The organism is Roseovarius sp. MBR-6 (assembly GCF_040547525.1).
GTDB lineage: Bacteria > Pseudomonadota > Alphaproteobacteria > Rhodobacterales > Rhodobacteraceae > Roseovarius.
In genome coordinates this window covers 1-24,376 of the sequence record NZ_JBEPPW010000003.1, presented here as the reverse complement: position 1 = coordinate 24,376, position 24,376 = coordinate 1, and the positions used below count along the sequence as shown (strand labels likewise).

24 protein-coding genes are annotated in these 24,376 nt (G+C 65.3%); 20 read left to right on the top strand and 4 right to left on the bottom strand.

Annotated features, from left to right (window positions below):
• Positions 1–87: 87 nt before the first annotated feature.
• The 3 genes from ABIE57_RS04690 to ABIE57_RS04680 all read left to right on the top strand — a co-directional run bounded on the left by ABIE57_RS04690 (position 88) and on the right by ABIE57_RS04680 (position 2,614).
• A complete protein-coding gene (locus tag ABIE57_RS04690) occupies positions 88–468 on the top strand; it encodes a TlpA disulfide reductase family protein (protein ID WP_354537852.1) in 381 nt (126 codons plus the stop codon).
• Between the two features lie 70 nt (positions 469–538).
• Positions 539–1,567, top strand: a complete 1,029-nt coding sequence (locus ABIE57_RS04685) for a LacI family DNA-binding transcriptional regulator (protein ID WP_354537851.1) — start codon at positions 539–541, stop codon at positions 1,565–1,567.
• Positions 1,568–1,663: 96 nt separating this feature from the next.
• On the top strand, positions 1,664–2,614 hold the full coding sequence (locus ABIE57_RS04680) for an NAD(P)-dependent oxidoreductase (protein ID WP_354537850.1): 951 nt from the start codon (positions 1,664–1,666) through the stop codon (positions 2,612–2,614).
• Positions 2,615–2,696: 82 nt separating this feature from the next.
• Here ABIE57_RS04680 and ABIE57_RS04675 read toward each other — a convergent pair whose 3' ends face one another.
• Positions 2,697–4,295, bottom strand: a complete 1,599-nt coding sequence (locus tag ABIE57_RS04675) for a phosphoenolpyruvate carboxykinase (RefSeq protein WP_354537849.1) — start codon at positions 4,293–4,295, stop codon at positions 2,697–2,699.
• A gap of 368 nt (positions 4,296–4,663) precedes the next feature.
• On the opposite strand from ABIE57_RS04675, the gene ABIE57_RS04670 reads away from it, so the two are divergent.
• From ABIE57_RS04670 to ABIE57_RS04640, 7 genes are read left to right on the top strand one after another with little or no spacing between them, the layout of a single operon-like run.
• Positions 4,664–5,365: a response regulator transcription factor gene (locus ABIE57_RS04670; protein ID WP_354537848.1), complete on the top strand. Its 702-nt coding sequence runs from the start codon at positions 4,664–4,666 to the stop codon at positions 5,363–5,365.
• The gene (locus tag ABIE57_RS04665) at positions 5,365–7,077 is read left to right on the top strand and encodes an ATP-binding protein (RefSeq protein WP_354537847.1); all 1,713 of its coding nucleotides are present in this window, start codon (positions 5,365–5,367) and stop codon (positions 7,075–7,077) included. Before ABIE57_RS04670 ends, ABIE57_RS04665 begins: the two co-directional genes overlap by 1 nt.
• Before the next feature lie 3 nt (positions 7,078–7,080).
• Positions 7,081–7,515 (top strand): HPr kinase/phosphorylase, encoded by a 435-nt coding sequence (locus ABIE57_RS04660; protein ID WP_354537846.1) that lies wholly within the window; start codon positions 7,081–7,083, stop codon positions 7,513–7,515.
• 17 nt (positions 7,516–7,532) lie between these two features.
• Complete coding sequence (gene rapZ / locus ABIE57_RS04655) at positions 7,533–8,435, top strand: RNase adapter RapZ (RefSeq protein WP_354537845.1); 903 nt, start codon at positions 7,533–7,535, stop codon at positions 8,433–8,435.
• On the top strand, positions 8,432–8,824 hold the full coding sequence (locus ABIE57_RS04650; RefSeq protein WP_354537844.1) for a PTS sugar transporter subunit IIA: 393 nt from the start codon (positions 8,432–8,434) through the stop codon (positions 8,822–8,824). Before rapZ ends, ABIE57_RS04650 begins: the two co-directional genes overlap by 4 nt.
• 11 nt (positions 8,825–8,835) lie before the next feature.
• The gene (locus tag ABIE57_RS04645; protein WP_354537843.1) at positions 8,836–9,114 is read left to right on the top strand and encodes an HPr family phosphocarrier protein; all 279 of its coding nucleotides are present in this window, start codon (positions 8,836–8,838) and stop codon (positions 9,112–9,114) included.
• 39 nt (positions 9,115–9,153) lie between these two features.
• On the top strand, positions 9,154–10,041 hold the full coding sequence (locus ABIE57_RS04640; protein WP_354537842.1) for a lysophospholipid acyltransferase family protein: 888 nt from the start codon (positions 9,154–9,156) through the stop codon (positions 10,039–10,041).
• A gap of 148 nt (positions 10,042–10,189) precedes the next feature.
• Here the strand turns inward: ABIE57_RS04640 and ABIE57_RS04635 are convergent, their stop codons facing one another.
• Entirely contained in the window at positions 10,190–12,496 is a 2,307-nt protein-coding gene (locus tag ABIE57_RS04635) for a DNA topoisomerase IV subunit A (RefSeq protein ID WP_354537841.1), read from the bottom strand.
• A gap of 194 nt (positions 12,497–12,690) precedes the next feature.
• Between ABIE57_RS04635 and ABIE57_RS04630 the strand changes: the two genes are divergently transcribed.
• From ABIE57_RS04630 to ABIE57_RS04605, 6 genes are all read left to right on the top strand, one after another.
• Positions 12,691–13,236: an SH3 domain-containing protein gene (locus ABIE57_RS04630; RefSeq protein ID WP_354537840.1), complete on the top strand. Its 546-nt coding sequence runs from the start codon at positions 12,691–12,693 to the stop codon at positions 13,234–13,236.
• A gap of 39 nt (positions 13,237–13,275) precedes the next feature.
• Entirely contained in the window at positions 13,276–14,106 is an 831-nt protein-coding gene (locus ABIE57_RS04625) for an SDR family NAD(P)-dependent oxidoreductase (protein WP_354537839.1), read from the top strand.
• 86 nt (positions 14,107–14,192) lie between these two features.
• Entirely contained in the window at positions 14,193–14,399 is a 207-nt protein-coding gene (locus ABIE57_RS04620; RefSeq protein WP_354537838.1) for a twin transmembrane helix small protein, read from the top strand.
• A 4-nt stretch (positions 14,400–14,403) separates the two neighbouring features.
• On the top strand, positions 14,404–14,976 hold the full coding sequence (locus ABIE57_RS04615) for a cob(I)yrinic acid a,c-diamide adenosyltransferase (protein ID WP_354537837.1): 573 nt from the start codon (positions 14,404–14,406) through the stop codon (positions 14,974–14,976).
• Positions 14,977–15,144: 168 nt separating this feature from the next.
• Positions 15,145–15,903 (top strand): electron transfer flavoprotein subunit beta/FixA family protein, encoded by a 759-nt coding sequence (locus ABIE57_RS04610; protein WP_354537836.1) that lies wholly within the window; start codon positions 15,145–15,147, stop codon positions 15,901–15,903.
• Positions 15,903–16,829: an electron transfer flavoprotein subunit alpha/FixB family protein gene (locus ABIE57_RS04605; protein ID WP_354537835.1), complete on the top strand. Its 927-nt coding sequence runs from the start codon at positions 15,903–15,905 to the stop codon at positions 16,827–16,829. The genes ABIE57_RS04610 and ABIE57_RS04605 overlap by 1 nt, the downstream gene beginning before the upstream one ends.
• Positions 16,830–16,842: 13 nt before the next feature.
• On the opposite strand, the gene ABIE57_RS04600 is transcribed toward ABIE57_RS04605, so the two are convergent.
• Positions 16,843–17,706 (bottom strand): DUF6473 family protein, encoded by an 864-nt coding sequence (locus ABIE57_RS04600; protein WP_354537834.1) that lies wholly within the window; start codon positions 17,704–17,706, stop codon positions 16,843–16,845.
• A 161-nt stretch (positions 17,707–17,867) separates the two neighbouring features.
• Here ABIE57_RS04600 and ABIE57_RS04595 point away from each other — a divergent pair, with 161 nt between their 5' ends.
• Positions 17,868–18,743: a 3-hydroxybutyryl-CoA dehydrogenase gene (locus ABIE57_RS04595; RefSeq protein WP_354537833.1), complete on the top strand. Its 876-nt coding sequence runs from the start codon at positions 17,868–17,870 to the stop codon at positions 18,741–18,743.
• A gap of 140 nt (positions 18,744–18,883) precedes the next feature.
• Here ABIE57_RS04595 and ABIE57_RS04590 read toward each other — a convergent pair whose 3' ends face one another.
• Positions 18,884–20,248 carry a cytochrome P450 gene (locus ABIE57_RS04590; protein WP_354537832.1) on the bottom strand — a complete coding sequence of 455 codons (1,365 nt, stop codon included), beginning with the start codon at positions 20,246–20,248 and terminating at the stop codon, positions 18,884–18,886.
• 115 nt (positions 20,249–20,363) lie between these two features.
• Between ABIE57_RS04590 and ABIE57_RS04585 the strand changes: the two genes are divergently transcribed.
• From ABIE57_RS04585 to ABIE57_RS04575, 3 genes are all read left to right on the top strand, one after another.
• Positions 20,364–20,993 carry a hypothetical protein gene (locus ABIE57_RS04585; RefSeq protein ID WP_354537831.1) on the top strand — a complete coding sequence of 210 codons (630 nt, stop codon included), beginning with the start codon at positions 20,364–20,366 and terminating at the stop codon, positions 20,991–20,993.
• Positions 20,994–21,095: 102 nt separating this feature from the next.
• Positions 21,096–22,271 (top strand): elongation factor Tu, encoded by a 1,176-nt coding sequence (gene tuf, locus ABIE57_RS04580; protein WP_354537830.1) that lies wholly within the window; start codon positions 21,096–21,098, stop codon positions 22,269–22,271.
• 70 nt (positions 22,272–22,341) lie between these two features.
• Positions 22,342–24,189, top strand: a complete 1,848-nt coding sequence (locus ABIE57_RS04575) for an ABC transporter ATP-binding protein (RefSeq protein ID WP_354537829.1) — start codon at positions 22,342–22,344, stop codon at positions 24,187–24,189.
• Positions 24,190–24,376 lie beyond the last annotated feature (187 nt).

Genomic DNA, 24,376 nt, shown 5'->3' with positions numbered 1-24,376 from the left:
GCATATCCGCCAGAGCGACGACCGTGCGGCGCGGGTGCGCGGCGGATCGTGACAGGTCTTGCCATGTTAGTTGGGATTCCTGTTTAAATGGAGTCCCCGTTCCAGATCCTGTGCCCCGGTTGCGTGAGCCATGGCCTGCCCCAGGCCATGCGCATCGCTGCGGGATTCGACCCCGGTGACGTTGCGGTTATCGGCCTGCACACGGTTTTCGAGCATCACGCCGCCATGCCGCCGGTGGCGCTTGAGGCGTTCCTGCACGAATATCGCATCCGGTTTCCGGTGGCGGTGGATGCGCCCGGCGATGGGGCGCTGCCGCGCACAATGACGGCATGGGGGCTGCAAGGGACGCCGGCGCTGGTGCTGTTTGACCGGGCAGGGCGGATGCGCGCGCGGCATTTCGGACAGATCTCCGGCCTCGCACTTGGCGCGCAGGTCATGCAACGCGTGCTGGAGGTGCCCGCGCCGTGATACGCGCGCTTGATCGTCGTGGCGGGTTTGGCTACCACTTCGGAACGGTTTCCAATCTGGATCGCCTCTTTTGTCACCCAACGATCACCACCCGCTGACCCTGCGCGACGTCTCCGAGGCGGCGGGCGTGTCGGAAATGACGGTGAGCCGGGTGCTGCGCAACAAGCGCGACGTATCCGAGGCCACACGCGCGCGTGTGCTCGAGGCGGCGCGGCGGCTGGGCTACGTGCCCAACAAGATCGCCGGTGCGCTGGCCAGCCAGAGGGTCAATCTGGTGGCGGTGATCATCCCGTCCATGTCCAACATGGTGTTCCCCGAGGTGATGACCGGGATCAGCCAGGTGCTTGACGAGACAGGGCTTCAGCCGGTGGTGGGGCTGACCGGATATCGCCCGGAGAAGGAGGAAAAGGTCCTCTACGAAATGCTGTCCTGGCGGCCCACCGGGGTGATCATCGCGGGGCTGGAACATTCCGAGGCAAGCCGCGCGATGCTGGCCGCGTCGGGCATCCCGGTGGTCGAGATCATGGATGTGGACGGCACGCCGGTCGATTCGGTCGTGGGCATCTCGCACCGCCGCGCCGGACAGCAGATGGCGCAGGCGATCATCCGGGCGGGCTATCGACGGATCGGCTTCATGGGCACGAAAATGCCGCTCGATCACCGGGCGCGCAAACGCTTCGAGGGGTTCACCGAGGCGCTGGCCAAGGCCGGGATCGAGGTGGCGGACCAGGAGTTCTATTCCGGCGGATCGGCGCTGGCCAAGGGGCGCGAGATGACCGCCGAGATGCTGGCGCGCACGTCCGATCTGGATTTCCTCTATTATTCCAATGATATGATCGGGGCGGGGGGGCTGCTTTACCTGCTCGAGCAGGGCGCGGATATCCCCGGCAGCATCGGGCTTGCCGGGTTCAACGGGGTGGAATTGCTCGATGGCCTGCCGCGCAGGCTGGCCACGATGGATGCCTGTCGGCTGGAGATCGGGCGCAAAGCGGCCGAGATCATCGCCGCCCATGCCGCCCATCCCGAGGCCGCGCGCGCGCCCGTGCGCATCGCGCTGGAGCCGCGCCTCACGCTTGGTGATACGCTGCGAAATCCCTGAAAAACGGCTGTTAATCGGGTCTCGTGAAAAATAGCCTTTGATTTTCATCCGCGAATCGCCAAAGGCTGCGGCAGGCTTGGCGCAGGGAGGATGTGCATGAAAATCGGGTTTATCGGGCTTGGAAATGTCGGCGGCAAGCTGGCGGGGAGCCTCTTGCGCAACGGCCATGACCTTGTGGTTCACGACCTCGATGCCGGGGCGTGCGACCGCTTTGCCGCGCGCGGGGCCGGGGTGGCGGATGGCCCCGCCGAATTGATGCGCGCCTGTGACGTGGTCATCACCTGCCTGCCTTCTCCGGCGGCAAGTGCGGCGGTGATGGACCGGATGCTCCCCGAGGTGGCCCCCGGCAAGATCTGGCTGGAGATGTCGACCACCGACGAGGCGGAAATCCGCAGGCTCGGGGCGGAGGTGATCGCGCGCGGCGGGGCTGCGGTGGATTGCCCCGTCTCGGGCGGCTGTCACCGCGCCGATACCGGCAATATCTCGATCTTCGCGGGCTGTGACCGGGCCACGTTCGAGCGCATCCTGCCGCTGCTCAGGACCATGGGGCGGCGCATCCTGCACACGGGCGAATTGGGCAGCGCCTCGGTGCTCAAGGTGATGACCAACTACCTTGCCACGGCGAACCTGCTCACGCTCTGCGAGGCGATGGTGACGATGAAGGCGGCGGGCATGGATCTGGCCACCACCTATGAGGCCATCCGCATCAGTTCGGGCACGTCCTTTGTCCACGAGACCGAAAGCCAGGTGATCCTCAATGGCTCGCGCGATATCAATTTCACCATGGATCTCGTGCAGAAGGATATCGGTCTCTTCCAGTCGATCGCCGAGCGCCATGGCGTGCCGCTGGAAATCTCGCCGCTGATGATCGAGATCTTCAGGGACGGCGCGGCGCGATATGGCGCGCGGGCGCAGTCCGACGACATCATAAGACGGCTGGAAGAGGCCACCGGCCTCGACATCACCGCGCCCGGATTCCCGGCGGACATGGTCGATGATGAACCCGAAGAGCCGGGCTATGAGGTGCGGCCAAAGGGACGGGACTGAGCTTTGCGTTCGGGGCAATGAGAAACGGCAGGTCGAGGCGCTCGACCTGCCGCAAAACCGAAAGCGTTTTGACCCGAACCGGTCAGCCTATGGCCGCCGCCTTCACGTCCTCGTCGATGAAGGGGACGTATTGGGCGAAGTTGTCGGCGAACATCCGCACCAGTTTGGCCGCCTGTGCGTCATAGGCTTGCGCGTCGTCCCAGGTGCGGCGCGGATCGAGCAGGACCTCGGCCACGCCCGGCACCGAGACAGGCACCTCGAAGCCGAAATTCGGGTCCTTGCGGAAATCCACCTCGCCGAGCGAGCCGTCGAGTGCTGCGGTCAGAAGCGCGCGGGTGGCCTTGATCGGCATCCGCGACCCGGTGCCATAAGCCCCGCCCGTCCAGCCGGTATTCACCAGCCAGCAGGTCGCGCCGTGCTTGGCGATCTTGGCCTTGAGCAGGTTGCCATAGACCTCGGGGCGGCGCGGCATGAAGGGCGCGCCGAAGCAGGTGGAGAACACCGGCTGCGGCTCGGTCACGCCACGCTCGGTCCCGGCCATCTTGGAGGTGAAGCCCGACAGGAAGTGATACATCGCCTGCGCGGGCGTCAGCCGCGAGATCGGCGGCAGCACGCCGAAGGCGTCGCAGGTCAGCATGATGATGTTCTTGGGATGCCCGCCAAGCGCTGTCTCGGAGGCGTTCGAGATATAATGCAGAGGATAGGCGCAGCGCATGTTCGCCGTCAGGCTGTCATCCTCGAAATCAAGCTCCAGCGTGTCCGGATCGAACACCATGTTTTCCACCACGGTGCCGAACTTCGAGGTTGTGGCGTAAATCTCGGGCTCTGCCTCGGGGTCGAGGTTGATCGTCTTGGCATAGCAGCCGCCCTCGAAATTGAAGGTGCCGCGATCCGACCAGCCATGTTCATCGTCGCCGATGAGCGTGCGCGCCGGATCGGCCGAGAGCGTGGTCTTGCCGGTGCCCGAAAGGCCGAAGAAAATGGCCGCATCCACCGGATTGCCGTCGGCGTGGTTGGCCGAGCAGTGCATCGGCATGACGCCTTTTTCGGGCAGAAGGTAATTGAGCAGGGTGAAGATGGATTTCTTGTTTTCGCCAGCGTATTCGGTATTGCCGACGAGGATCAGCTTGCGGTCGAAATTCATCGCGATCACGGTGTCGGAGCGGCAGTCGTGTTTCGCCGGGTCGGCCTTGAAGCCGGGGCAGTTGATCACCGTGAAATCGGCGGTGAAGCTGGCGAGGGACTCGCGGTCGGGACGGCGCAGCATGGTGCGGTTGAACACGCTGTGCCAGGCAAGTTCCGAGATCATCCGCACGTTGATCGCGTATTTGGGATCAGCGCCGCCGACGAGGTCCTGAACGAAATATTCACCGTCCTTCATGTAGGCCAGCATGTCGGCATAAAGCGCGTCGAACCCCTCGGGCGACATGGCGGCGTTGTTCTCCCACCAGATCGTGTGTTCAACCGACGGCGTGCGCACGACATGCTTGTCCTTGGGCGAGCGCCCGGTGAAGGTGCCGGTCGAGACGAGCAACGCACCGCCAAGGCCCAGGGTGCCCTCGCCCCGCCGGATCGCGGCCTCGATGAGCGCCGGTTCGAGCAGGTTGTAATGCACGCGGCCGAGCCCGGTGATGCCCTGATCCTCAAGCCGGAAACCCGGATTGACCCGTTCGATTGTCATTCTGTCATGCTCCTTGCTGTCAAAGCGCGCCCGTGCGCGTTTGTCATGAAAGAGGGGCCGGTTCCGGTCCCGGTCGGGCGCAATGTCCCGGCTGCGGCGGTCATAACATGACGGTTTCAAGAAATAACAGCGCGGTTTCACGCAGTTAGCGCAACCAGTGGCAAGTTAGCGCAACCACCGGGGGGCAGGGGCGCGCCGTGACCGCGCGAAACGGGAAAACTGAGTCAATTTAGCCATTGGAAAGATATTTCTGTCTCAATGGAGGTCGCTACTGCGGGCTGATTCGCAGTTTTGGATTGCGAAGTGAGGGAGAAAAGTAGCATAGTGAAGAAAAAAACAGGCAACACGAGCAGCATAAGGATCAATCAATGTCCAGGATCGCCCTTGTGGACGATGACAGGAATATTCTGACATCCGTCTCCATGACGCTCGAGGCCGAGGGCTTCGAGGTGGAAACCTATAACGACGGTCAACAGGCGTTTGAAGCGTTTTCAAAGAAGTTGCCGGATATGGCGGTGCTTGACATCAAGATGCCGCGCATGGACGGGATGGACCTGTTGCAGCGGTTGCGGCAGAAATCGCAGATGCCGGTGATTTTCCTCACCTCCAAGGATGACGAAATCGACGAGGTGCTCGGCCTGCGGATGGGGGCCGACGACTACGTGAAAAAGCCGTTTTCCCAACGGCTTCTGGTGGAGCGCATCCGCGCGCTGCTGCGCAGGCAGGATGCCGCGGTGGGCGGGATCGTGCCCGAAGGCGACGAGCACAAGGTGATCGAGCGGGGCGAGTTGCGGATGGACCCGCTGCGCCATTCGGTGACGTGGAAGGGGCAGGATGTTTCGCTCACCGTGACCGAATTCCTGCTGTTGCAGGCTCTCGCGCAGCGGCCCGGCTTTGTCAAAAGCCGCGATCAGCTCATGGATGTGGCCTATGACGATCAGGTTTATGTGGACGATCGCACCATCGACAGCCACATCAAGCGCCTGCGCAAGAAACTGCGGATGGTCGATCCCGAATTCTCGGCTATCGAAACGCTCTACGGGATCGGGTATCGTTACAACGAGGAATGATGGCCCTTGCCGAGGGAATTGATGTGCGCGACATGCCGCCGCGAAAGGACGGGGACCTTGTCCTCGGGGATGACTTTGTCGCCCCCGACCGGGTAGAGGACAGCGAGATCACGGCGCGGCGTGCGCAGCGTGGCTGGCTGTCGCTGCGCGCCTCGCCGCTGATGCGCAAGATCGTCACCTTCAATCTGATCGCGCTCAACATACTCGTGATCGGCATTCTTTATCTCAACGGATCGCAGGCATCCCTTGTCGATCAGACCATCGAGGGCTTGCGCGAGCGCGCGGCGCTCACTGCCGATGTCGTGGCCGCGCGTCTGCCCCAAAGCGCGCCCGTGAACCTTGCCACAGGCGACGGCGTGGATGTCGCCGATACGCTCGAGCGGCTCGCTGTGCGCGCGGGAACGGAGTTGTTCCTGTTTGACACCGAGGGCAACCTGATCGGTCGGAAAACCGGCGATCTTCCGGGTGCCCGCGGCCTCGAAACCCTGCCCGACACGCCGCTCACGGATCTGATTTCGTGGGTCTGGGGGTCGGTTTCACGCCACTTTGCCACAGGTGCCGACCGCGATCCGGAGGAGGCGCTTGCCAACACGTTGCGCGCCATGGCCGATATCTCGTTGCGCCAGGGCGGACAGGTCCGCATCGAAGAGGGCGCGGGCAGCGTGATCCTTGCGGCCAGCGCCCCGGTCATGCGCGCGGGCGGGCCCGTGGCCGTGATCGCGCTGGCCGACACCTCGGGCGAGATCGAGCGTCTGGCGGCGGGCGAGCGAGAGCGCGTGTTGCAGATGTTTCTCATCGCCACGCTGATTTCGGTGGGGCTGAGCCTCGTTCTGGCCTCGACCATCTCGAATCCGCTGGCCGATCTGGCGGCGGCGGCCGAGATCGGGCGCGAGCGCAACCGGGGCAAGGGGGCGAGCGGACGCATCCGCATCCCCGACCTTACGGCGCGCCCCGACGAGATCGGGCGTCTCTCTGGGGCGTTGCGCGGCATGGTCGGTGCCCTCTACAGCCGGATCGAGAGCAACGAGCAATTCGCCGCCGATGTGGCCCATGAGATCAAGAACCCGCTCGCGAGCCTGCGCTCGGCCGTGGGCACCATGCGCATCGCCAAGCGTGAAGATCAGCGCGAGCGCCTGCTCGAGGTGATCGAGCACGATGTGCGAAGGCTCGACCGGCTGGTGAGCGATATTTCCAACGCCTCGCGGCTTGACAGCGAGCTTGTCCGCGAAACGCAGGAAGCCTTTGACCTTCTTGGCCTCTTGCGCAATCTCGGCACCTATCTGGGCGAGGAGGCCGAGAAGAAGGGGATCGAGTTCATCACCGATTTCCCCAAGGAACCGGTGGTGATCACCGGACTGGAGGCGCGTCTGGCACAGGTCTTTGTCAACCTGATCACCAACGCCATCAGTTTCTGCGACGAGGGCGATGCGATCCGCGTCTGGGCACGCCGCCGCGCCAATCGCGTGCTGGTGGTGGTCGAGGATACCGGGCCGGGTATCCCGCCCGAGGCGCTGGAAAAGGTGTTCCTGCGGTTTTATTCGGAACGGCCCGAGGGCGACTTCGGCAACAATTCCGGTCTTGGACTGGCGATCTCGAAGCAGATCGTGGACGCCCATGAGGGTGTGATCTGGGCCGAGAACATCCACCCGACGCAGGCCGATGCCACCTCGGAACCGCTTGGCGCGCGGTTTGTGGTGGGCCTGCCGGTCTGACCGATGACACAAGGTCCGCTGCCCGGCGAGGTGATCCACGGCAGTTGCGTGGCGCTGGCGGGCCGGGCCGTGCTTATCCGGGGGGCGTCGGGGGCGGGCAAGTCCGCGCTGGCGCTGCGGCTGATCGCGCTGGGCGCGGGGCTGGTGGCGGATGACCGCACGCGGATCTGGCGCGCGGGCGCGCAGGTGATGGCGGACGCGCCCGACACGATCCGGGGCCTGATCGAGGCGCGGGGGGTCGGCATCCTGCACCTCGACGCCACGGGGCCTGCGCCGCTGGCGCTGGTGGTCGATCTCGACGCAAGGGCCGAGGGACGGTTGCCGGTGCAAAAAACGACGGTTTTGGCCGGACTTCGCGTGCCGCTCGTCGAAAACGCGCCCTCTGCTCATTTTTCGGCCTCGATTCTGCTCTATCTCAAGGGAAATGGTCCAATCTGAGGAAACGAACAAAAGCCATGGTGTCCCCCGTTTCATCTGCGGAGCAACCCCATCCGCTCGTTCTGGTGACCGGCCCCTCGGGTGCGGGGCGCAGCACGGCCATTCATGTGCTCGAGGATCTGGGCTTCGAGGCGATCGACAATCTGCCGCTCTCGCTCTTGCCACGCCTTCTTGACGGGCACGAACCCGACAAGCCGCTGGCGCTTGGCATCGACGTGCGCAATCGGGATTTCTCGACGCAGGCGCTCATCGAGGTGATCGACAGCGGCGCATTCGTGCCGCCCGGCGTGATGCAGGTGCTCTATCTCGATTGCCGGCCCGAAATCCTGCTGCGGCGATTTTCCGAGACAAGACGGCGCCATCCGCTTGCCCCCGACGATAGCCCCGAAGTGGGCATTGCGCAGGAAATGGACCTGCTTGGTCCGGTCCGCGCGCGCGCCGATATCGTCGTGGACACCTCCGAGATGTCGCCGCATGATCTGCGCGCGGAGCTTGCCCGCTGGTTCGCACCCCAAGGTGCCGGACGGCTGGCGATCTCGGTGCAGTCGTTTTCCTACAAGCGCGGGATGCCGCGCGGCCTCGATCTTGTGTTCGACTGCCGGTTTCTCAGAAACCCGCACTGGCACGAGGCCTTGCGCGCCCTTGACGGACGCAGCGCCGATGTCCGCGCCCATGTGACGGGCGATCCGCGTTTCGCGGAGTTCTTCGAGCGCCTTTGCGCGCTTCTCGATCTGGTGCTGCCGGCGCATGAGGCCGAGGGCAAGGCCTATCTGGCCATCGGGTTCGGCTGCACCGGGGGACAACACCGCAGTGTTGCCGTGGCCGAAATGCTGACGGCAAGGCTTGCAGAGCAAGGCTGGCCGGTGTCAATAAGACACAGGGAAATAGAGCGGCGTGAGCCGGGGAGCGGGCGGTCATGATCGGAATCGTGATCGTGGCACATGGCGGGCTGGCCCGCGAATACCTGAGGGCGGTCGAACATGTGGTCGGCGCGCAGGGGAGTGTTGTGGCCGTGAGCGTCGAGGGCGATCATGACCGCGCGGGCAAGCAGGACGAGATTTGCGCCGCCGCCGATGCGGTCGATACAGGGGGCGGGGTGGTGATCGTCACGGATATGTTCGGCGGCTCGCCCTCGAACCTGTCGCTGCGCGCCTGCCGCCCTGACAACCGGCGGATCCTTTACGGGGCGAATCTGCCGATGTTGATCAAACTGGCCAAAAGCCGCCACATGCCGGTGCCCGATGCGGTCAGGGCTGCGCTCGAGGCGGGGCGCAAGTATATCGACAGCCACAATGTCTCGGTCGAATGAAGGAATGCAACATGGGTGAGAGCACGCGGCGGGCCCTCGAGATCGTCAATGAAAAGGGGCTTCACGCGCGCGCGGCCGCCAAGTTTGTCGAGGTGGTCGAGGGCTTTGACGCAACGGTCGAGGTGCGTCATGGCGGCCTATCGGCCTCGGGCGACAGCATCATGGGGCTTTTGATGTTGGCAGCGGCGCGGGGAAGCACTATTGACGTCGAAATCGCGGGGGCCGATGCAGAACCGCTGGCCGAGGCTTTGGCGGTGCTGATCGCCGACCGTTTCGGCGAGGAAATGTAGGCCACGCGGCCCCTGACAGAACGGAACGGGACGGACCGAGTGAGCATCAAGGCGCAGCCACAGGCCGGCGAGGAGGCGGGCGGTGAGATCCTCTTCACCAAGTATGACCGCCGCAGCCTGACCTATGCCAACAGTTTCGACAGCCCGGTCACCGCGACGATCATCCGCACGATGGAGTGGTTTACCGGCAAGCTGACCATCATCCGCATGATCCGCGCCTTCGAGAAACGCGGCGCGCCCACGGGGCAGGCGTTCTGGCGCGCGGCGCTCGACACGATGGGGATTCCGCTGCTCACGCCTGATGACGAGGTGGCCAATATTCCGCTCGACGGGCCGGTCGTGGTGGTGGCGAACCATCCGCACGGGCTTGTGGACGGGATGATCCTGGCCGATCTGATCGGGCGGCGGCGCACCGATTACAAGATCCTGACGCGCGCGCTGCTGACCGGCATCGACGAGGTGGCGGCCTCCTACATGATTTCGGTGCCGTTTCCGCATGAGCCCGACGCGCAGCGCAAATCGGTCGATATGCGCGCGCAAGCGATGGCGCATCTCAAGGATGGGGGTGTCATCAGCGTGTTTCCCTCCGGTGTCGTGGCGTCGTCGGACACGCTGTTCGGTCCGGTGATCGAGCGCGAGTGGAACGTGTTCACCGCGCAGATGATCCGGCGCTCGGGTGCGCAGGTGGTGCCGATCTATTTTCCGGGATCGAATTCGCGCCTGTATCAGATGGCCAACCGGATTTCGGCGACGATGCGTCAGGGGCTTTTGCTGCACGAGGTGGTCAAGAGCTGCAACCACCCGCAAAAGCCGGTGGTCGGCGCGCCGATCCCGCCCGAGCGCATGGCGATGCTCGAAAGCGATCCGCGCGGCTTCATGCAATGGCTGCGCGCGCATACGCTCTCGCTGGGAGAGCGGCGGGGCTGACGGGTTGCGCTGACGCAGTGGTCGGACGCCGCGTGCCCTGATCTCTCATGCCGGGCCACGCGCCAGGAAAGTTCACAACTTTCCTGGCCGGAATTTTTTGAAAATTCCGGCGTGAATCAGCTGATCCGGGCCATGATCGCCCGTGGTGTCAGTTGAACCGGTTGTCACGGGGAAAGCCGCGCGGGGCCATGCGGCCCGAACTTGCGCGCTTCGCCAGCCATTCGGTGAGGTCCGTCTCGGTGCGGGTGCGCCCTGCCGGATCGCGCCAGCTCAGGCCCTCGGCAAGCGCGAAGGTGGTGGCGTCCGACAGGCCGCCATCCTTGAATTTCTGGAGCCGCACGCCCTTGCCCCGGCCCAGTTCGGGCAGGTCGGCAAGCGGGAAAACCAGCACCTTGCGGTTTTCGCCGACGCAGGCGACGTGATCGCCGGTGACGGGGCGACAGACCTGCGCGCGGGCGGGCGCGCGAAGGTTGAGAACCTGCTTGCCCGCGCGGGTCTGGGCCAGCACCTCCTCTTCGGGGACGACAAAGCCATCGCCGGTGGAGGACGCCACCAGAAGCCTGCCGCCCGGACGGTGGATGAAAAGCGTCACGATCTCGGCCTCGTTGGGCAGATCGACCATCAGGCGCAAGGGCTCGCCCATGCCGCGCCCGCCGGGCAGGTTCGCGGCCGAGAGGGTATAGAAGCGCCCGTTCGAGCCGAAAACAAGCAGCCGGTCGGTGGTCTCGGCATGGAACAGGAAGCGCGGGCCGTCGCCATCCTTGAATTTCAACTCGCGATTGAGGTCGATATGGCCGGTCATGGCGCGGATCCAGCCCATGCGCGAGCAGACCACCGTGATCGGCTCGCGTTCGATCATCGCCTCGAGCGGCACCTCCTCGATGCTGCCCGCCTCGGCGAAGGTGGTGCGGCGCGCGCCGATGGCGTGGCTCTTGCCGAAGGTCTTTTTCACCTCGCGCAGTTGATCGGCGATGGCGGCCCATTGCAGGGCGGCATCGTCGAGCAGATCCTCGAGCCCGGCGCGCTCGGCCATCAGCGCGTCGCGCTCGGCGCGCAGCTCCATTTCCTCGAGACGGCGCAGGCTGCGCAGGCGCATGTTGAGGATGGCCTCGGCCTGCACCTCCGAAAGCCCGTCCTCGCCCTCGGGGGCGGGGGGCACGTAATCGGCCTCGGAGGTGGCGCGCACGAATCTGCGGCCCCAGTCCTCGCGCATCAGCGCGGCTTTGGGTTCGTCGTCATAGCGGATGATGTCGATCACGCGGTCGAGGTTGAGAAAGGCCACGATCAGCCCTTCGAGCACCTCGAGCCGGTGGTCGATCTTGTCCATCCGGTGCCGCGACCGACGCAAGAGCACCTCTTGCCGGAAATCGAGGAAGGCGCGCAGCACCTCGCGCAGCGAGCAGACGCGCGGCGTCACCCCGTCGATCAGCACGTTCATGTTGAGCGAGAACCGCACCTCGAGATCGGAATTGCGGAACATCATCCCCATGAGCATGTCCGCATCGACATTGCGCGAACGCGGTTCGAGAACAAGGCGGATATCCTCGGCGCTCTCGTCGCGGACATCGGCGAGGATCGGCACCTTGCGGGTCTGAATGAGTTCGGCGATGCGCTCGATCAGGCGCGATTTCTGGACCTGATAGGGGATCTCGGTGATGACGATCTGCCAGCCGCCGCGCCCCAGATCCTCGATATGCCAGCGCGCGCGGAGCCGGAAACTGCCGCGCCCGGTCAGGTAGGCCTGCGCGATGCTCTCGCGCGGCTCGACGATGACGCCGCCGGTGGGAAAATCGGGGCCGGGGATATGGCCCAGCAGGGTCTCGTCGCGGGCCTCGGGGGATTTGATCAGGTGCAGGCAGGCGTCGATCAACTCGGCGATATTGTGGGGCGGGATGTTGGTGGCCATGCCGACCGCGATCCCCGACGATCCGTTGGCCAGAAGGTTGGGAAAGGACGCGGGCAGCACGACCGGCTCGCGCAGGGTGCCGTCGTAATTGTCGCGGTAATCGACGGCATCCTCGGCCAGCCCGTCAAGCAGCGCCTCGGCGAAGACCGTGAGGCGGGCCTCGGTATAGCGCGCGGCGGCGGGGTTGTCGCCGTCGATATTGCCGAAATTGCCCTGCCCGTCCACGAGCGGGTAGCGCACCGCGAAATCCTGCGCGAGCCGCGCCATCGCGTCATAGATCGCGGCATCGCCATGGGGGTGGTAGTTGCCCATGACATCGCCCGAGATCTTGGCCGATTTGCGAAACCCCCCGGTGGAGGACAGCCGGAGTTCGCGCATGGCATAGAGGATGCGGCGATGCACCGGCTTCAGCCCGTCGCGCGCATCGGGCAGGGCGCGGTGCATGATGGTCGAGAGCGCATAGGTCAGATACCGCTCGCCGATGGCACGGCGGAGCGGTTCGGCCACTGCTTCGGGCCGCATGTTGGGGTCGTTCAGCAAATCACTCATGGATGTTGTGATACCGCCGGGGGGCGGGCGCGTAAAGCACAGAGGCGCGGGCAAGCGGCTGTGGGCTGGAATTTCCCCTCACGTAATCGCGGCGAATCGGGTATCGATACGTTCGCTGCCAAGCAAATGATTTTACCGTGTGGTGATGTGGGGGACGCGCGATGTGGCGCTTTGTGTTGATTTCTTTCGTATTCATGGGATGGGCGTTTTACGAGATGAGCGGCGGGGCCGAGTATGTGCCCGCGCCGAACTCCATTCAGGCGCGGGCGCTGTTGGCGGCGCACCGCCCCAAGGCGCGGCCGCTGCGCGAAAACGTGATCCAGATCGCACAGGCCCCGGCAGAGGTGAGCCGCGCGGCCGCCTCGCTCGAAGAGGTTGGCACGGGGCGCGCGCGGGTTGTGCTTGCCTCGGCGGAGGTGCCCGCAGTCGATCCGCGCATCGTCGTGCCGACAACGGTTGCGCGCCGGGGCGTGCCGGTCGAGGTGGCGACGCCCACCCCTGCCGTCGCCCCCGCCGTCGCCGACGAGCCTGAGCGGGCCGAGGATCGGCGGCGCATCGTGGGCCAGTCGGTCAACCTGCGCAGCGGGCCGGGCACGGAATTCGCGCGCATCGGCGGCCTTGCGCGCGACACCGAGGTGATCGTGCTGCGCGACGATGGCGCAGGCTGGGTCAAGCTGCGGGTGATCGAGACAGGGCACATCGGCTGGATGGCGGCGCAGCTTCTGGTCGCGGCCAACTGAGCCTTGCAACCCGCGCCCGCCCGCGCCAAGAAGGCGGGCATGGATCAGAAAACAATCCTCATCACCGGCTGTTCGTCGGGGATCGGCCTTGACGCGGCGCGGACCTTGCGCGCGCGCGGCTGGCGGGTTTTCGCGACCTGCCGCAAGCAGGCCGATTGCGACCGGCTGCGCGCCGAGGGGTTCGAAAGCCCACGCCTTGATTATGCCGACGAGGTCAGCATCAACGCGACGGTGGCGGAGATGCTGGACGCCACGGGCGGGCGGATCGACGCGCTTTTCAACAATGGGGCCTATGCCTGTCCGGCGCTGGTCGAGGATCTGCCGCGCGGCGCGCTGCGCGAGATATTCGAGGCCAATGTCTTTGGCTGGCACGACCTCACGCGGCAGGTGATCCCCGCAATGCGGGCCCAGGGGCAGGGGCGGATCGTGCAATGCTCGTCGGTGCTGGGTCTGGTCGCGATCGGCTGGCGCGGCGCCTATGTTAGCACGAAATTCGCGCTTGAGGGGCTTTCGGACGCGCTGCGCATCGAGATGCGCGGCACCGGCATCGAGGTCAGCCTGATCGAGCCGGGACCGGTCACGACGAGAATCCGCGAGAACGCGCGCGCGCCCTTCGAGCGGTGGATCGACTGGGAGGGCGCGGCGCGGGCCGAGGAGTATCGCACGAAACTGCGGCCCCGGCTTTATGGCGACTACAGCCGAGACCGGTTCGAACTGCCGCCTTCGGCGGTGACGACGAAGCTGATCCATGCGCTCGAGTCGGCGCGCCCGAGGGCACGCTATTATGTCACGACGCCGACCTACCTCATGGGGGTTCTGAGGCGGATTTTGCCGACGCGGGCGCTCGATTGGGTGATCGCCAAAGGGTGAGCGGGACGGTCGCGGATTTTACGGTTCGCTTTTGCTGCGCGCTGGCCTAGATATCGGCCTCGGGCGCGATGAGGACGGGAGACGACATGCTCAGCGATCCATTCTTTCTTCTCGTGGCGGCGGCCTGTGTGGTGACGGCGCTTATCCTTATCCGGGGCATATCGACCTTCGGCAAGGAGGGGGTCGAAAACGCCAAGCGCGCCAACAAATACATGTGGTGGCGGATCATCGCACAATTCGTGGCTGTGCTGTTGATCCTGCTGTTCGTCTATGTCCGCAGGCAGGGAGGCTAAGACCATGGTGGTGCTCAACAAGATTTACACGCGCACGGGCGATGCGGGCGAGACCGCGCTTGGCAACGGTGCGCGGGTGGCGAAACACTCCGCGCGCGTCACCGCCTATGGCACGGTGGACGAGGTCAACGCGACGCTTGGGCTGGCGCGGCTTCATGCGACGGGCGAGACCGACGCGGCGCTGGCGCGGATCCAGAACGACCTGTTCGATCTGGGGGCCGATCTGTGCCTGCCGGACATGGAAAAGGACGCCGAGGCCGAATACACGCCCTTGCGCATGGTGGCGGCGCAGGTGGACCGGCTCGAGGCCGAGATCGACGCGATGAACGCGCATCTGGAGCCCTTGCGCAGCTTCATCCTGCCGGGCGGCAGCCCGCTTGCCGCGCATCTGCATCTCTGCCGGACCGTGTCGCGGCGCGCCGAGCGTCTGGTGGTGGAACTGGCCGCGCTCGAGCAGGTCAACGAGGCGGCAATCCGCTATCTCAACCGGCTCAGCGACTGGATGTTCGTGGCCGCAAGAATGGCCAATGACGGCGGCAAGGCAGATGTGCTCTGGATACCCGGCGCGAACCGCTGACACATTTCTGTAACGGTGCGGGGGCAGAAACCGCGAAAACGTGGCGTCCCCGGATCATGACGTGACGATTTTGCCCTGTTTTCCCCGCGCCCGAGCCGGTATCAACGCGCGGAAGAGCCAAGCCGGGGGGCGTCGCCGTCCCCCATCACTGTAAGGGAGACCGTGCCGATGAAGGTGCTCGTGCCTGTCAAGCGCGTGATCGATTATAACGTGAAAGTCCGTGTCAAGGCGGATGGCAGCGGGGTCGATCTTGCGAATGTGAAGATGTCGATGAACCCGTTCGACGAGATTGCCGTGGAAGAGGCGATCCGTCTGAAGGAGGCGGGCAAGGCCAGCGAGGTGATCGCGGTCTCCATCGGCGTGAAGCAGGCGCAGGAGACGCTGCGCACGGCGCTGGCGATGGGGGCGGACCGGGCGATTCTGGTCGTTGCCGCCGATGACGTGCATCAGGACATCGAACCTCTCAGCGTGGCCAAGATCCTTGCGAAAATCGTCGAGGAAGAGGCCCCCGGCCTCGTGCTCTGCGGCAAGCAGGCGATCGACAACGACATGAACGCCACCGGGCAGATGCTGTCGGCGCTCCTGGGCTGGAGCCAGGCGACCTTTGCCTCCAAGCTCGAGGTCGAGGGCGACAGCGCCTTGGTGACACGTGAGGTCGATGGCGGGTTGCAGACCATCAAGGTGGCGATGCCCGCCATCGTGACGGTCGATCTGCGGCTCAACGAGCCGCGCTATGCGAGCCTGCCCAACATCATGAAGGCCAAGAAAAAGCCGCTCGATGAAAAGACGGCGGCCGATTACGGCGTCGATGTGAGCCCGCGCCTCGAGATCGTGAAAACCACCGAGCCCGAGACGCGCAAGGCCGGTGTCATCGTCGGTTCGGTCGATGAGCTGGTGGCGAAACTGAAAGAAGCGGGGGTGGTGTGATGGCGGTTCTTCTTCTGGCCGAGGTGACCGATGGTCAGCTCAATGTGGACGCGACCGCCAAGGCGGTGACGGCGGCGGCAAAACTGGGCGACGTGACGGCGCTTTGTGCCGGGGCCTCTGCGGCGGCGGCGGGGGCTGCGGCCGCGAAGATCGCGGGCGTGACAAAGGTGCTGGTGGCCGAGGATGCCACGCTCGGGCACCGTCTGGCGGAACCCACGGCGGCGCTGATCGTAAGCCTCGCGGGCGATTATTCGCATATCGTCGCCCCGGCCACCACGGATGCCAAGAACGTTCTGCCGCGGGTGGCGGCGCTGCTGGATGCGATGGTGATTTCGGATGTGTCGGGCGTGGTTGACGCGGACACGTTCGAGCGGCCGATCTACGCGGGCAACGCGATCCAGACGGTGAAATCGCGCGATGCCAAGAAGGTCGTGAGCTTTCGCACCTCGACCTTTGACGCGGCGGGCGAGCAGGCGGCCTGCGCCATTGAAAGCATCGGCGCGGCGTCCAATCCGGGCCTCAGCGAGTGGGTCGAGGACAAGGTTGCGGCGTCTGACCGGCCCGAACTCACCTCGGCGGGCGTCGTGGTCTCGGGCGGGCGCGGCGTGGGGTCGAAGGACGATTTCGCCCTGATCGAGAGCCTTGCCGACAAGCTTGGGGCCGCTGTTGGTGCCAGCCGCGCGGCGGTCGATTCGGGCTATGCGCCGAATGATTGGCAGGTGGGGCAGACCGGCAAGGTGGTGGCACCCGATCTCTATGTCGCGGTGGGTATCTCGGGCGCGATCCAGCACCTTGCGGGGATGAAGGACAGCAAGATCATCGTTGCCATCAACAAGGACGAGGAGGCCCCGATTTTCCAGGTGGCCGATTTCGGCCTTGTGGCGGACCTCTTCACCGCTGTGCCGGAGCTGGTCGAAAAGCTCTGATTTATCAGGAATTTCACGAAGGGCCTGCGCGCGGCGCGGGCCCTTTTTCGTTGAGCATCGCCGTAAGCGTCGGGCGCAGCGCCTCGGCCACCTCCCGATGGGCGAGCGGTCCGGGCAGGGCTGTGGCGACGCTTTCCTCCATCAGGTCGAAATACATCCCGCGCGTGCCCTGTGCGCGGGCCGTGTGGGAAATGACCGAGGTCACGACGCGCTGCGCGCGTGGTGCGATCGTGTCGAGCATGGCGCGGCTGACAAAGGCCGGGTCGGTGTCGATGCCGCCGCAATCCGCGCCTGAACCCGGCGCATGGTTCGAGAGCCACAGCAGGATCACGGGCGGCCCGATCCGGTCCAGAAGCTGCGCCATGCGCCGTGTCCATGCCGCCTGAACGGCTGCGCGCATCTGCGCGAACCGCTCGGGCGAGAGCGCGTGCAGTCGGCGCATCATATGGCGCGTGAAGTGGAATTCGGTGAAGTCCACCTCGGGGTAGAGCCGCTCAAGCGGGGGTGCCGGGCGCAGGAAACGGTCGTTGCGGCGCGGATGAACGGCATAGAACGGATTGCTGAGGTTCATCCCGCAGGGGATTTGCAGCACGACGGCGCGGGCCGTTTGGACAAGCGGCAGCGGCCCGCCGGACGCCAGCCACAGATCCGGTCCGGCATTGGGCACGCCGAGATTGAGGCAAGCCGCGCCGTCGATCGAGTCCAGCAACGCAGGCCAGGGCCGCTCCACAAAGGTGCCGTATGTTTCGGTCCCGCCCAGGCAGGCCACATAGCCCCGTCGCAGATCGCGTGCCGGGCCGCGAAAGGACAGCCGCACGCCGCGATAGCGCACAGGCCGATAGTCAAGAGGCCGCCGCCCCAAGCGTTCAAACGCCATGGTTCCCACCCTTTTTCAGTCACCCGGAGACAAGCCTCGCCGATTCGTCTTACCAATCCGCTAAAGCGCGCATTTGAGGCATATTTTCGCGGAAACCGGCCCTTGCGGCGCATCCCCGCCGGGGCCTATGTTGCGCGCGACAGATGATTAAGGGGCGGGCCATGGATATCCGGACGGTGGGCGTTGTGGGCGCGGGACAGATGGGCAACGGCATCGCGCATGTGATGGCGCTGGCAGGCTATGACGTGCTGCTCAACGATATCAGCGCGGAGGCGCTGGAAAAGGCGGTGGCCACGATCCGCAAGAACCTCGAGCGGCAGGTGAGCCGCGAGAAGATCACCGCCGACAAGATGGAGGCCACGCTTGCGCGGATCACCACGACGGTGGATCTGCCCGCGGTCGGCAAGGCCGACCTGATCATCGAGAGCGCGACCGAGCGCGAGGACATCAAGCAGAAGATTTTCGACGCGCTGCTGCCGCATCTGGCAGAGCACACGATCCTGACCTCGAACACCTCGTCGATCTCGATCACGCGGCTGGCCTCCCGCACCGACCGGCCCGAGAAATTCATGGGGTTTCATTTCATGAACCCGGTGCCGGTGATGCAACTGGTGGAACTGATCCGGGGCATCGCCACCGACAAGCCCACTTTTGATACCTGCCTTGGCGTGGTTGAACGCCTCGGCAAGACGGCGGCGAGCGCCGAGGATTTTCCCGCCTTCATCGTCAACCGCATCCTGATGCCGATGATCAACGAGGCGGTCTATACGCTCTATGAGGGGGTGGGGAATGTGCGCTCCATCGACCGCTCGCTCAAGCTTGGGGCCAATCACCCGATGGGACCGCTTGAACTGGCGGATTTCATCGGACTGGATACCTGCCTTGCGATCATGAACGTGCTGCATGACGGATTGGCGGACACGAAATACCGGCCCTGTCCGCTGCTGACGAAATATGTCGAGGCGGGCTGGCTCGGGCGCAAGACGGGGCGGGGGTTCTACGACTATCGCGGCGAGGAGCCGGTGCCGACGCGCTGACGACGGCAGGCCCCCGGCGCCGAAGTGGCGACGCGGAATTTTGAAAAAATTCCGATCAAGAAAGTTTTCAACTTTCTTGGCGCTGATCCCGGACAAGGGGCTTCAAGGTCGCGGTGTCGAGCGACCGTTGCACTCCCGCCTCACACCGCCTCGGCCATCAGCCACACGCCACCCTGAGGGCGCAGCGTGAGGATCATCACCGGGTCGGGGTCGCGTCCCGGCACGGGCGTGAAGCGGAAGCGCGACAAAAGCGTGGCGAGGATGATCACCGCCTCTTGCAGCGCAAAGCTGGCCCCGATGCAGATGCGCGGCCCGTCTCCGAACGGCAGGTAGCTGTAGCGCTCGATGGCCTTGCGATCCGCGAAACGGTCGGGGCGAAAGGCGTCGGGATCCTGCCACAGCCTGTGATGCCGGTGCAGCGCATAGATCGGTATGATCACGGTGTCATTGGGCCGGATCTCGCGCCCGCAGAGTGTATCGCATTTCAGTGCCGTGCGCGAGACGATGCCCGCAGGCGGGTAGAGGCGCAGCGCTTCGTCGATGATCTGGCGAATATAGGGCAGACGTGCCACATCCTCGCCGGTGGCGGCACGGCCCTGCAAGAGGTCCTGCGCCTCGGCGCGCGCGCGGTCCTGGACACCCTGATCAAAGGCGCAGAGATAAAGCGACCAGCCAAGCGCGAGCGCGGTCGTCTCGTGGCCCGCAACGATGAAGGTCAAGAGGTTGTCGCGCAATTCGGGCGTGCTCATCCGGCGTTTGGTCTCGGGGTCCTCGCCGTCGAGCAAGAGGTCGAGCAGGTCGGGCACGCCGGGCTGCGCCCCCCGCGCGCGGCGCGCCTCGACCGCCGCATCGGCCACGCGCTTCATCTCGGCCACCGAGCCGCCCGCCATGATCCGCCCCGGACGCGGCACCCAGTCGGGCAGGCCCAGAATGTCGAACAGCGAGATGCGCCCGGCCTCCGCGATATAGGCGTCGATGCCGCGATGCACGCCCTCGGCGTCAAAGCTGCCATCGCCGGAAAAGGTCACATCGGCGATCACGTCGAAGGTGGTGCGCACCATCTCGGCGGCCATGTCCACCGCGCGCGGCCCCGCGCCTGTGATACGCGCGGCGCTTCGCTCGGCCGCCGCTGTCATCACGGGGGCGAGGTTCATCACGTTGCGATGCGAAAACACCGGCGCCGCCGCGCGCCGCTGCCAACGCCAATGCGCGCCTTCGGCAATGAAGAGCGACTCGCCTATCGCGGGGCGCAAGAGGTTCTTGGTGACCAGAGACTTGGGGTAATTGTCCAGCTCCTCCAGCAGCATCCGCCGGATTGCGCCCGGATCCGTCACCATATGCCAGCGCTTGCCGGTGCGGCCAGAGACCATGGGCTGTCGCGTGGCAATATCGGGAATGATCGAAAGCACGTTCTCGCGCGCCGCGCGCAGCGAGCCAAGAATGCCGAGCGGTTCCGTGACGAGCGGCACGCGCACGGGCGTCGGGGCTGTGTCTGTCGCGGTCATGGCGTTCCCCTTCCGGATAGGGGGCATATAGGCTTCGGACGTGGGCGGGGCAAATCATTGCGCTCGTGGCCCGGCTGGGATATTGCGGCGCGAGTTTGTGACAGGGATGAACTGCATGATCCGTCTCTTTGCCCTTTTGGGGGTTCTGTTTCTGGCCGCTTGTGCCGGGTCGAACGATCTGGACGAGGAAGTGCCTTACATGGGCAATTTCCAGCTTGGACATAACGTCGTGGTGGCCCCCAACCTGACCAGGGGACCGGCCTCGCGCGCGGCCACCAAGGAAGAGTGGATCGAGGCCATGACGCAGGCCATCACCGACCGGATGGGGCGTCACGAGGGCACCAGGCTCTATCACCTGGGGGTGAGCGTCGAGGGCTATGTTCTGGCGATTCCCGGCGTGCCACTGGTGGCCTCGCCAAAATCGGCGCTCATTCTCAACGTGACGGTCTGGGATGATGCAGCGGGCAAAAAACTCAACGACAAGCCGCATCTGGTCACGGTGATGGAGACGATATCGGGCAACACGATCTTCGGATCGGGGCTGACGCAGAGCAAGGAGGTTCAGATGGCGAACCTCAGCCGCAACGCGGCCAAGCTGATCGAGACCTGGCTCAACCGGCAGAACGACGAGTTCGGCTGGTTCGAGGATGACGGGCGGCCTGCGAACGAAAAGATCGGGCTGATTTCGGGGCGGCCCGAGGCGGCGGCGGAGGTGGCGGCAATCGAGGTTACCCCCGGCACATGAGTGCGCCAAGACGCGCTTGATTTTCCCGCCGTAACCCCCTAAACGGCGCGCGGAGCAAGAACCGGGCCGGGCGGCCCCCCAACTGACAAGGTGCCCCGAGAGATGGCAAAGGAAAAGTTTGCACGTAACAAGCCGCATGTGAACATCGGCACGATCGGCCACGTTGACCACGGCAAGACGACGCTGACGGCGGCGATCACGAAGTATTTCGGCGAGTTCCGTGCCTATGACCAGATCGACGGTGCGCCCGAGGAGAAGGCCCGCGGGATCACGATCTCGACGGCGCATGTGGAGTATGAGACCGAGGCGCGCCATTACGCCCACGTCGACTGCCCGGGCCACGCCGACTACGTGAAGAACATGATCACCGGTGCGGCGCAGATGGACGGCGCGATCCTGGTGGTGAACGCGGCCGACGGCCCGATGCCGCAGACGCGCGAGCATATCCTTCTGGGCCGTCAGGTGGGCATTCCCTACATGGTGGTCTATCTCAACAAGGTCGATCAGGTCGATGACGAGGAACTGCTGGAGCTGGTGGAGATGGAGGTGCGCGAGCTGCTGACCTCCTACGAGTATCCCGGCGACGACATTCCGATCGTCAAGGGCTCGGCGCTGGCGGCGATGGAAGGGCGCGACCCGGAGATCGGCGAAAACTCGATCCGCGAGTTGATGGCCGCCGTCGACGCCTATATCCCGACGCCCGCGCGCGCCGTGGACCAGCCGTTCCTGATGCCGATCGAGGACGTGTTCTCGATCTCGGGCCGTGGCACCGTGGTGACGGGCCGCGTCGAGCGGGGCGTGGTGAATGTGGGCGACGAGCTCGAGATCGTGGGCATCCGCGACACCCGCAAGACGACCTGCACCGGCGTCGAGATGTTCCGCAAGCTTCTGGATCGCGGTGAGGCGGGCGACAATATCGGCGCGCTCCTGCGCGGCATCGACCGTGAGGGCGTGGAGCGCGGGCAGGTCCTGTGCAAGCCCGGCTCGGTGAAGCCGCACACCAAGTTCGAGGCCGAGGCCTATATCCTGACCAAGGAAGAGGGTGGCCGTCACACGCCGTTCTTCGCCAACTACCGCCCGCAATTCTACTTCCGCACGACGGATGTGACCGGCACGGTGGAACTGCCCGAAGGCACGGAAATGGTGATGCCCGGCGACAACCTGAAATTCACGGTTGAACTCATTGCCCCCATCGCCATGGAAGACGGCCTGCGCTTCGCCATCCGCGAAGGCGGCCGCACCGTCGGCGCAGGCGTCGTGTCGAAAATCCTCGTCTGAGACTGATCCGCTTCGAGATTTCGGGGGCGCGCGGGTCATCTGCGCGCCCCCTTGCATTTCGGAGACGGAGATGAACCGACTGTTTGGCTATTTCGAAGCGCGCATCGCCCCCTATCCTGCGCCGCCACCGACGCAACCGCCCGCGCGGTTCTGGCCTTTCCTGTGGCATTATGCCGGCCCCGTCGCGCCGTGGCTCATCGCCATGGCGGTCATCTCGGCGCTGATTGCGGCAGTCGAGATCGTCCTGCTGGGCTATCTCGGCACGCTGGTCAATCGCATGGCGGAGCTGGGGCCGGAGCGGTTTCTGGCGGAAGAATCCGCGCGGCTGGGCGGCATGGCGGTGCTGCTGCTGGTGGTCTTGCCCGGGCTCAGCGTGATCGGCGCGCTGATCATGTATCAGACCCTGATGGGCAATTTCCCGCAGCGCATCCGCTGGCAGGGACATCGCTGGCTGCTGGGGCAGTCGCTGGGTTATTTCCAGGACGAATTCGCCGGCCGCATTGCCACGCGCCTGATGCAGACAGCACTTGCCGTGCGCGAGACGGTGATGAAGCTGATGGATGTGGCGGTCTATATCCTCGCCTATTTCGTCGGTGCGCTGGTGCTCGCCGGGGCGCAGGATATCCGGCTGGCGGCGCCTTTTGCCCTCTGGGCGCTGGCCTATGGCGGGATGCTGGCGGTGATCGTCCCCCGTCTGGGGCGGGTGTCGCAAGAGCAGGCCGATGCGCGCGCCGACATGACGGGCCGCATCGTGGACAGCTATACCAACATCGCCACGGTCAAGCTCTTCAGCCATGCCGCGCGCGAGGAGGCCCATGCGCGCGACGGACTCGACGGGTTCCTGCAAACCGTTTACCGGCAGATGCGGCTGGTGGCGGTGCAGGACATGACCGTGAACTTGCTCAATGCACTGCTGACCGGGGCGGTGACGGGCCTCGGCCTCTGGCTCTGGCTGCACGGGCGGATTGATCTGGGCGCGCTGGCGGTGGCGATCCCGCTGGCGCTGCGGCTGGGGAACATGTCGCACTGGATCATGTGGGAGTTTTCGGCGCTGTTCGAGAATATCGGCACCGCGCGCGACGGTCTTGCGACGCTGTCCATGCCGCGCAAGGTTCAGGATGCGCCCGCCGCGCGCCCGCTGACCGTGGAGCGGGGGGCAATCCGGTTCGACGCGGTGCGGTTCGACTACGACAGGTCGGTCGGTGCCAAACCGGCGGTGATCGACGGGCTCGACCTCGCGCTCGCCCCCGGCGAGAAGGTCGGGCTTGTGGGCCGGTCGGGGGCGGGCAAATCGACGCTGGTGAACCTGCTTTTGCGGTTCCATGACCTGAGCGGCGGGCGCATCGAGATCGACGGGCAGGATATCCGCGAGGTGACGCAAGACAGCCTGCGCGCCGCCATCGGCGTGGTGACGCAGGATACCGCGCTCCTGCACCGCTCGGTGCGCGACAACATCGCCTATGGCCGCCCCGATGCCACCGAGGCCGAAATCCTTGCCGCCGCCGACCTGGCCGAGGCGGGGGACTTCATCGCCGGGCTGGTGGATGCACGCGGCCGCCGCGGGCTGGAGGCGCATGTCGGCGAGCGCGGTGTCAAGCTCTCGGGCGGGCAGCGGCAGCGCATCGCGATCGCCCGCGCCGCCCTCAAGGATGCGCCGATCCTTGTGCTGGACGAGGCGACATCGGCGCTTGATTCCGAGGTGGAGGCGGCGATTCAGGCACAGCTTTACCGGCTGATGCAGGGCAAGACCGTGATCGCCATAGCGCACCGGCTCTCGACCATTGCCGCGATGGACCGGCTCATCGTGATGGAAGAGGGGCGCATTGTCGAAGAGGGCAGTCACACCGCGCTCTTGGCGCAAGGTGGGCTTTACGCGCGGCTCTGGTCGCGGCAATCGGGCGGGTTCCTGAGCGAGTAGTGTTCGACGCCTGCGCGATGTGACCCAATGATGATCCGGCCTGCCGTGCTGTGCAATGTGGTGCGGACGGTGTCGTGAATGGCCTTGAGGGCACGGTCGCCTCCTGTCCCCCGCGCGGAATCAAGGCGTGCTTGCACGCCGCCGCGCGAGCGCCCGACCGCCCCCCGGGCGGGCGCTTCTGCAACGT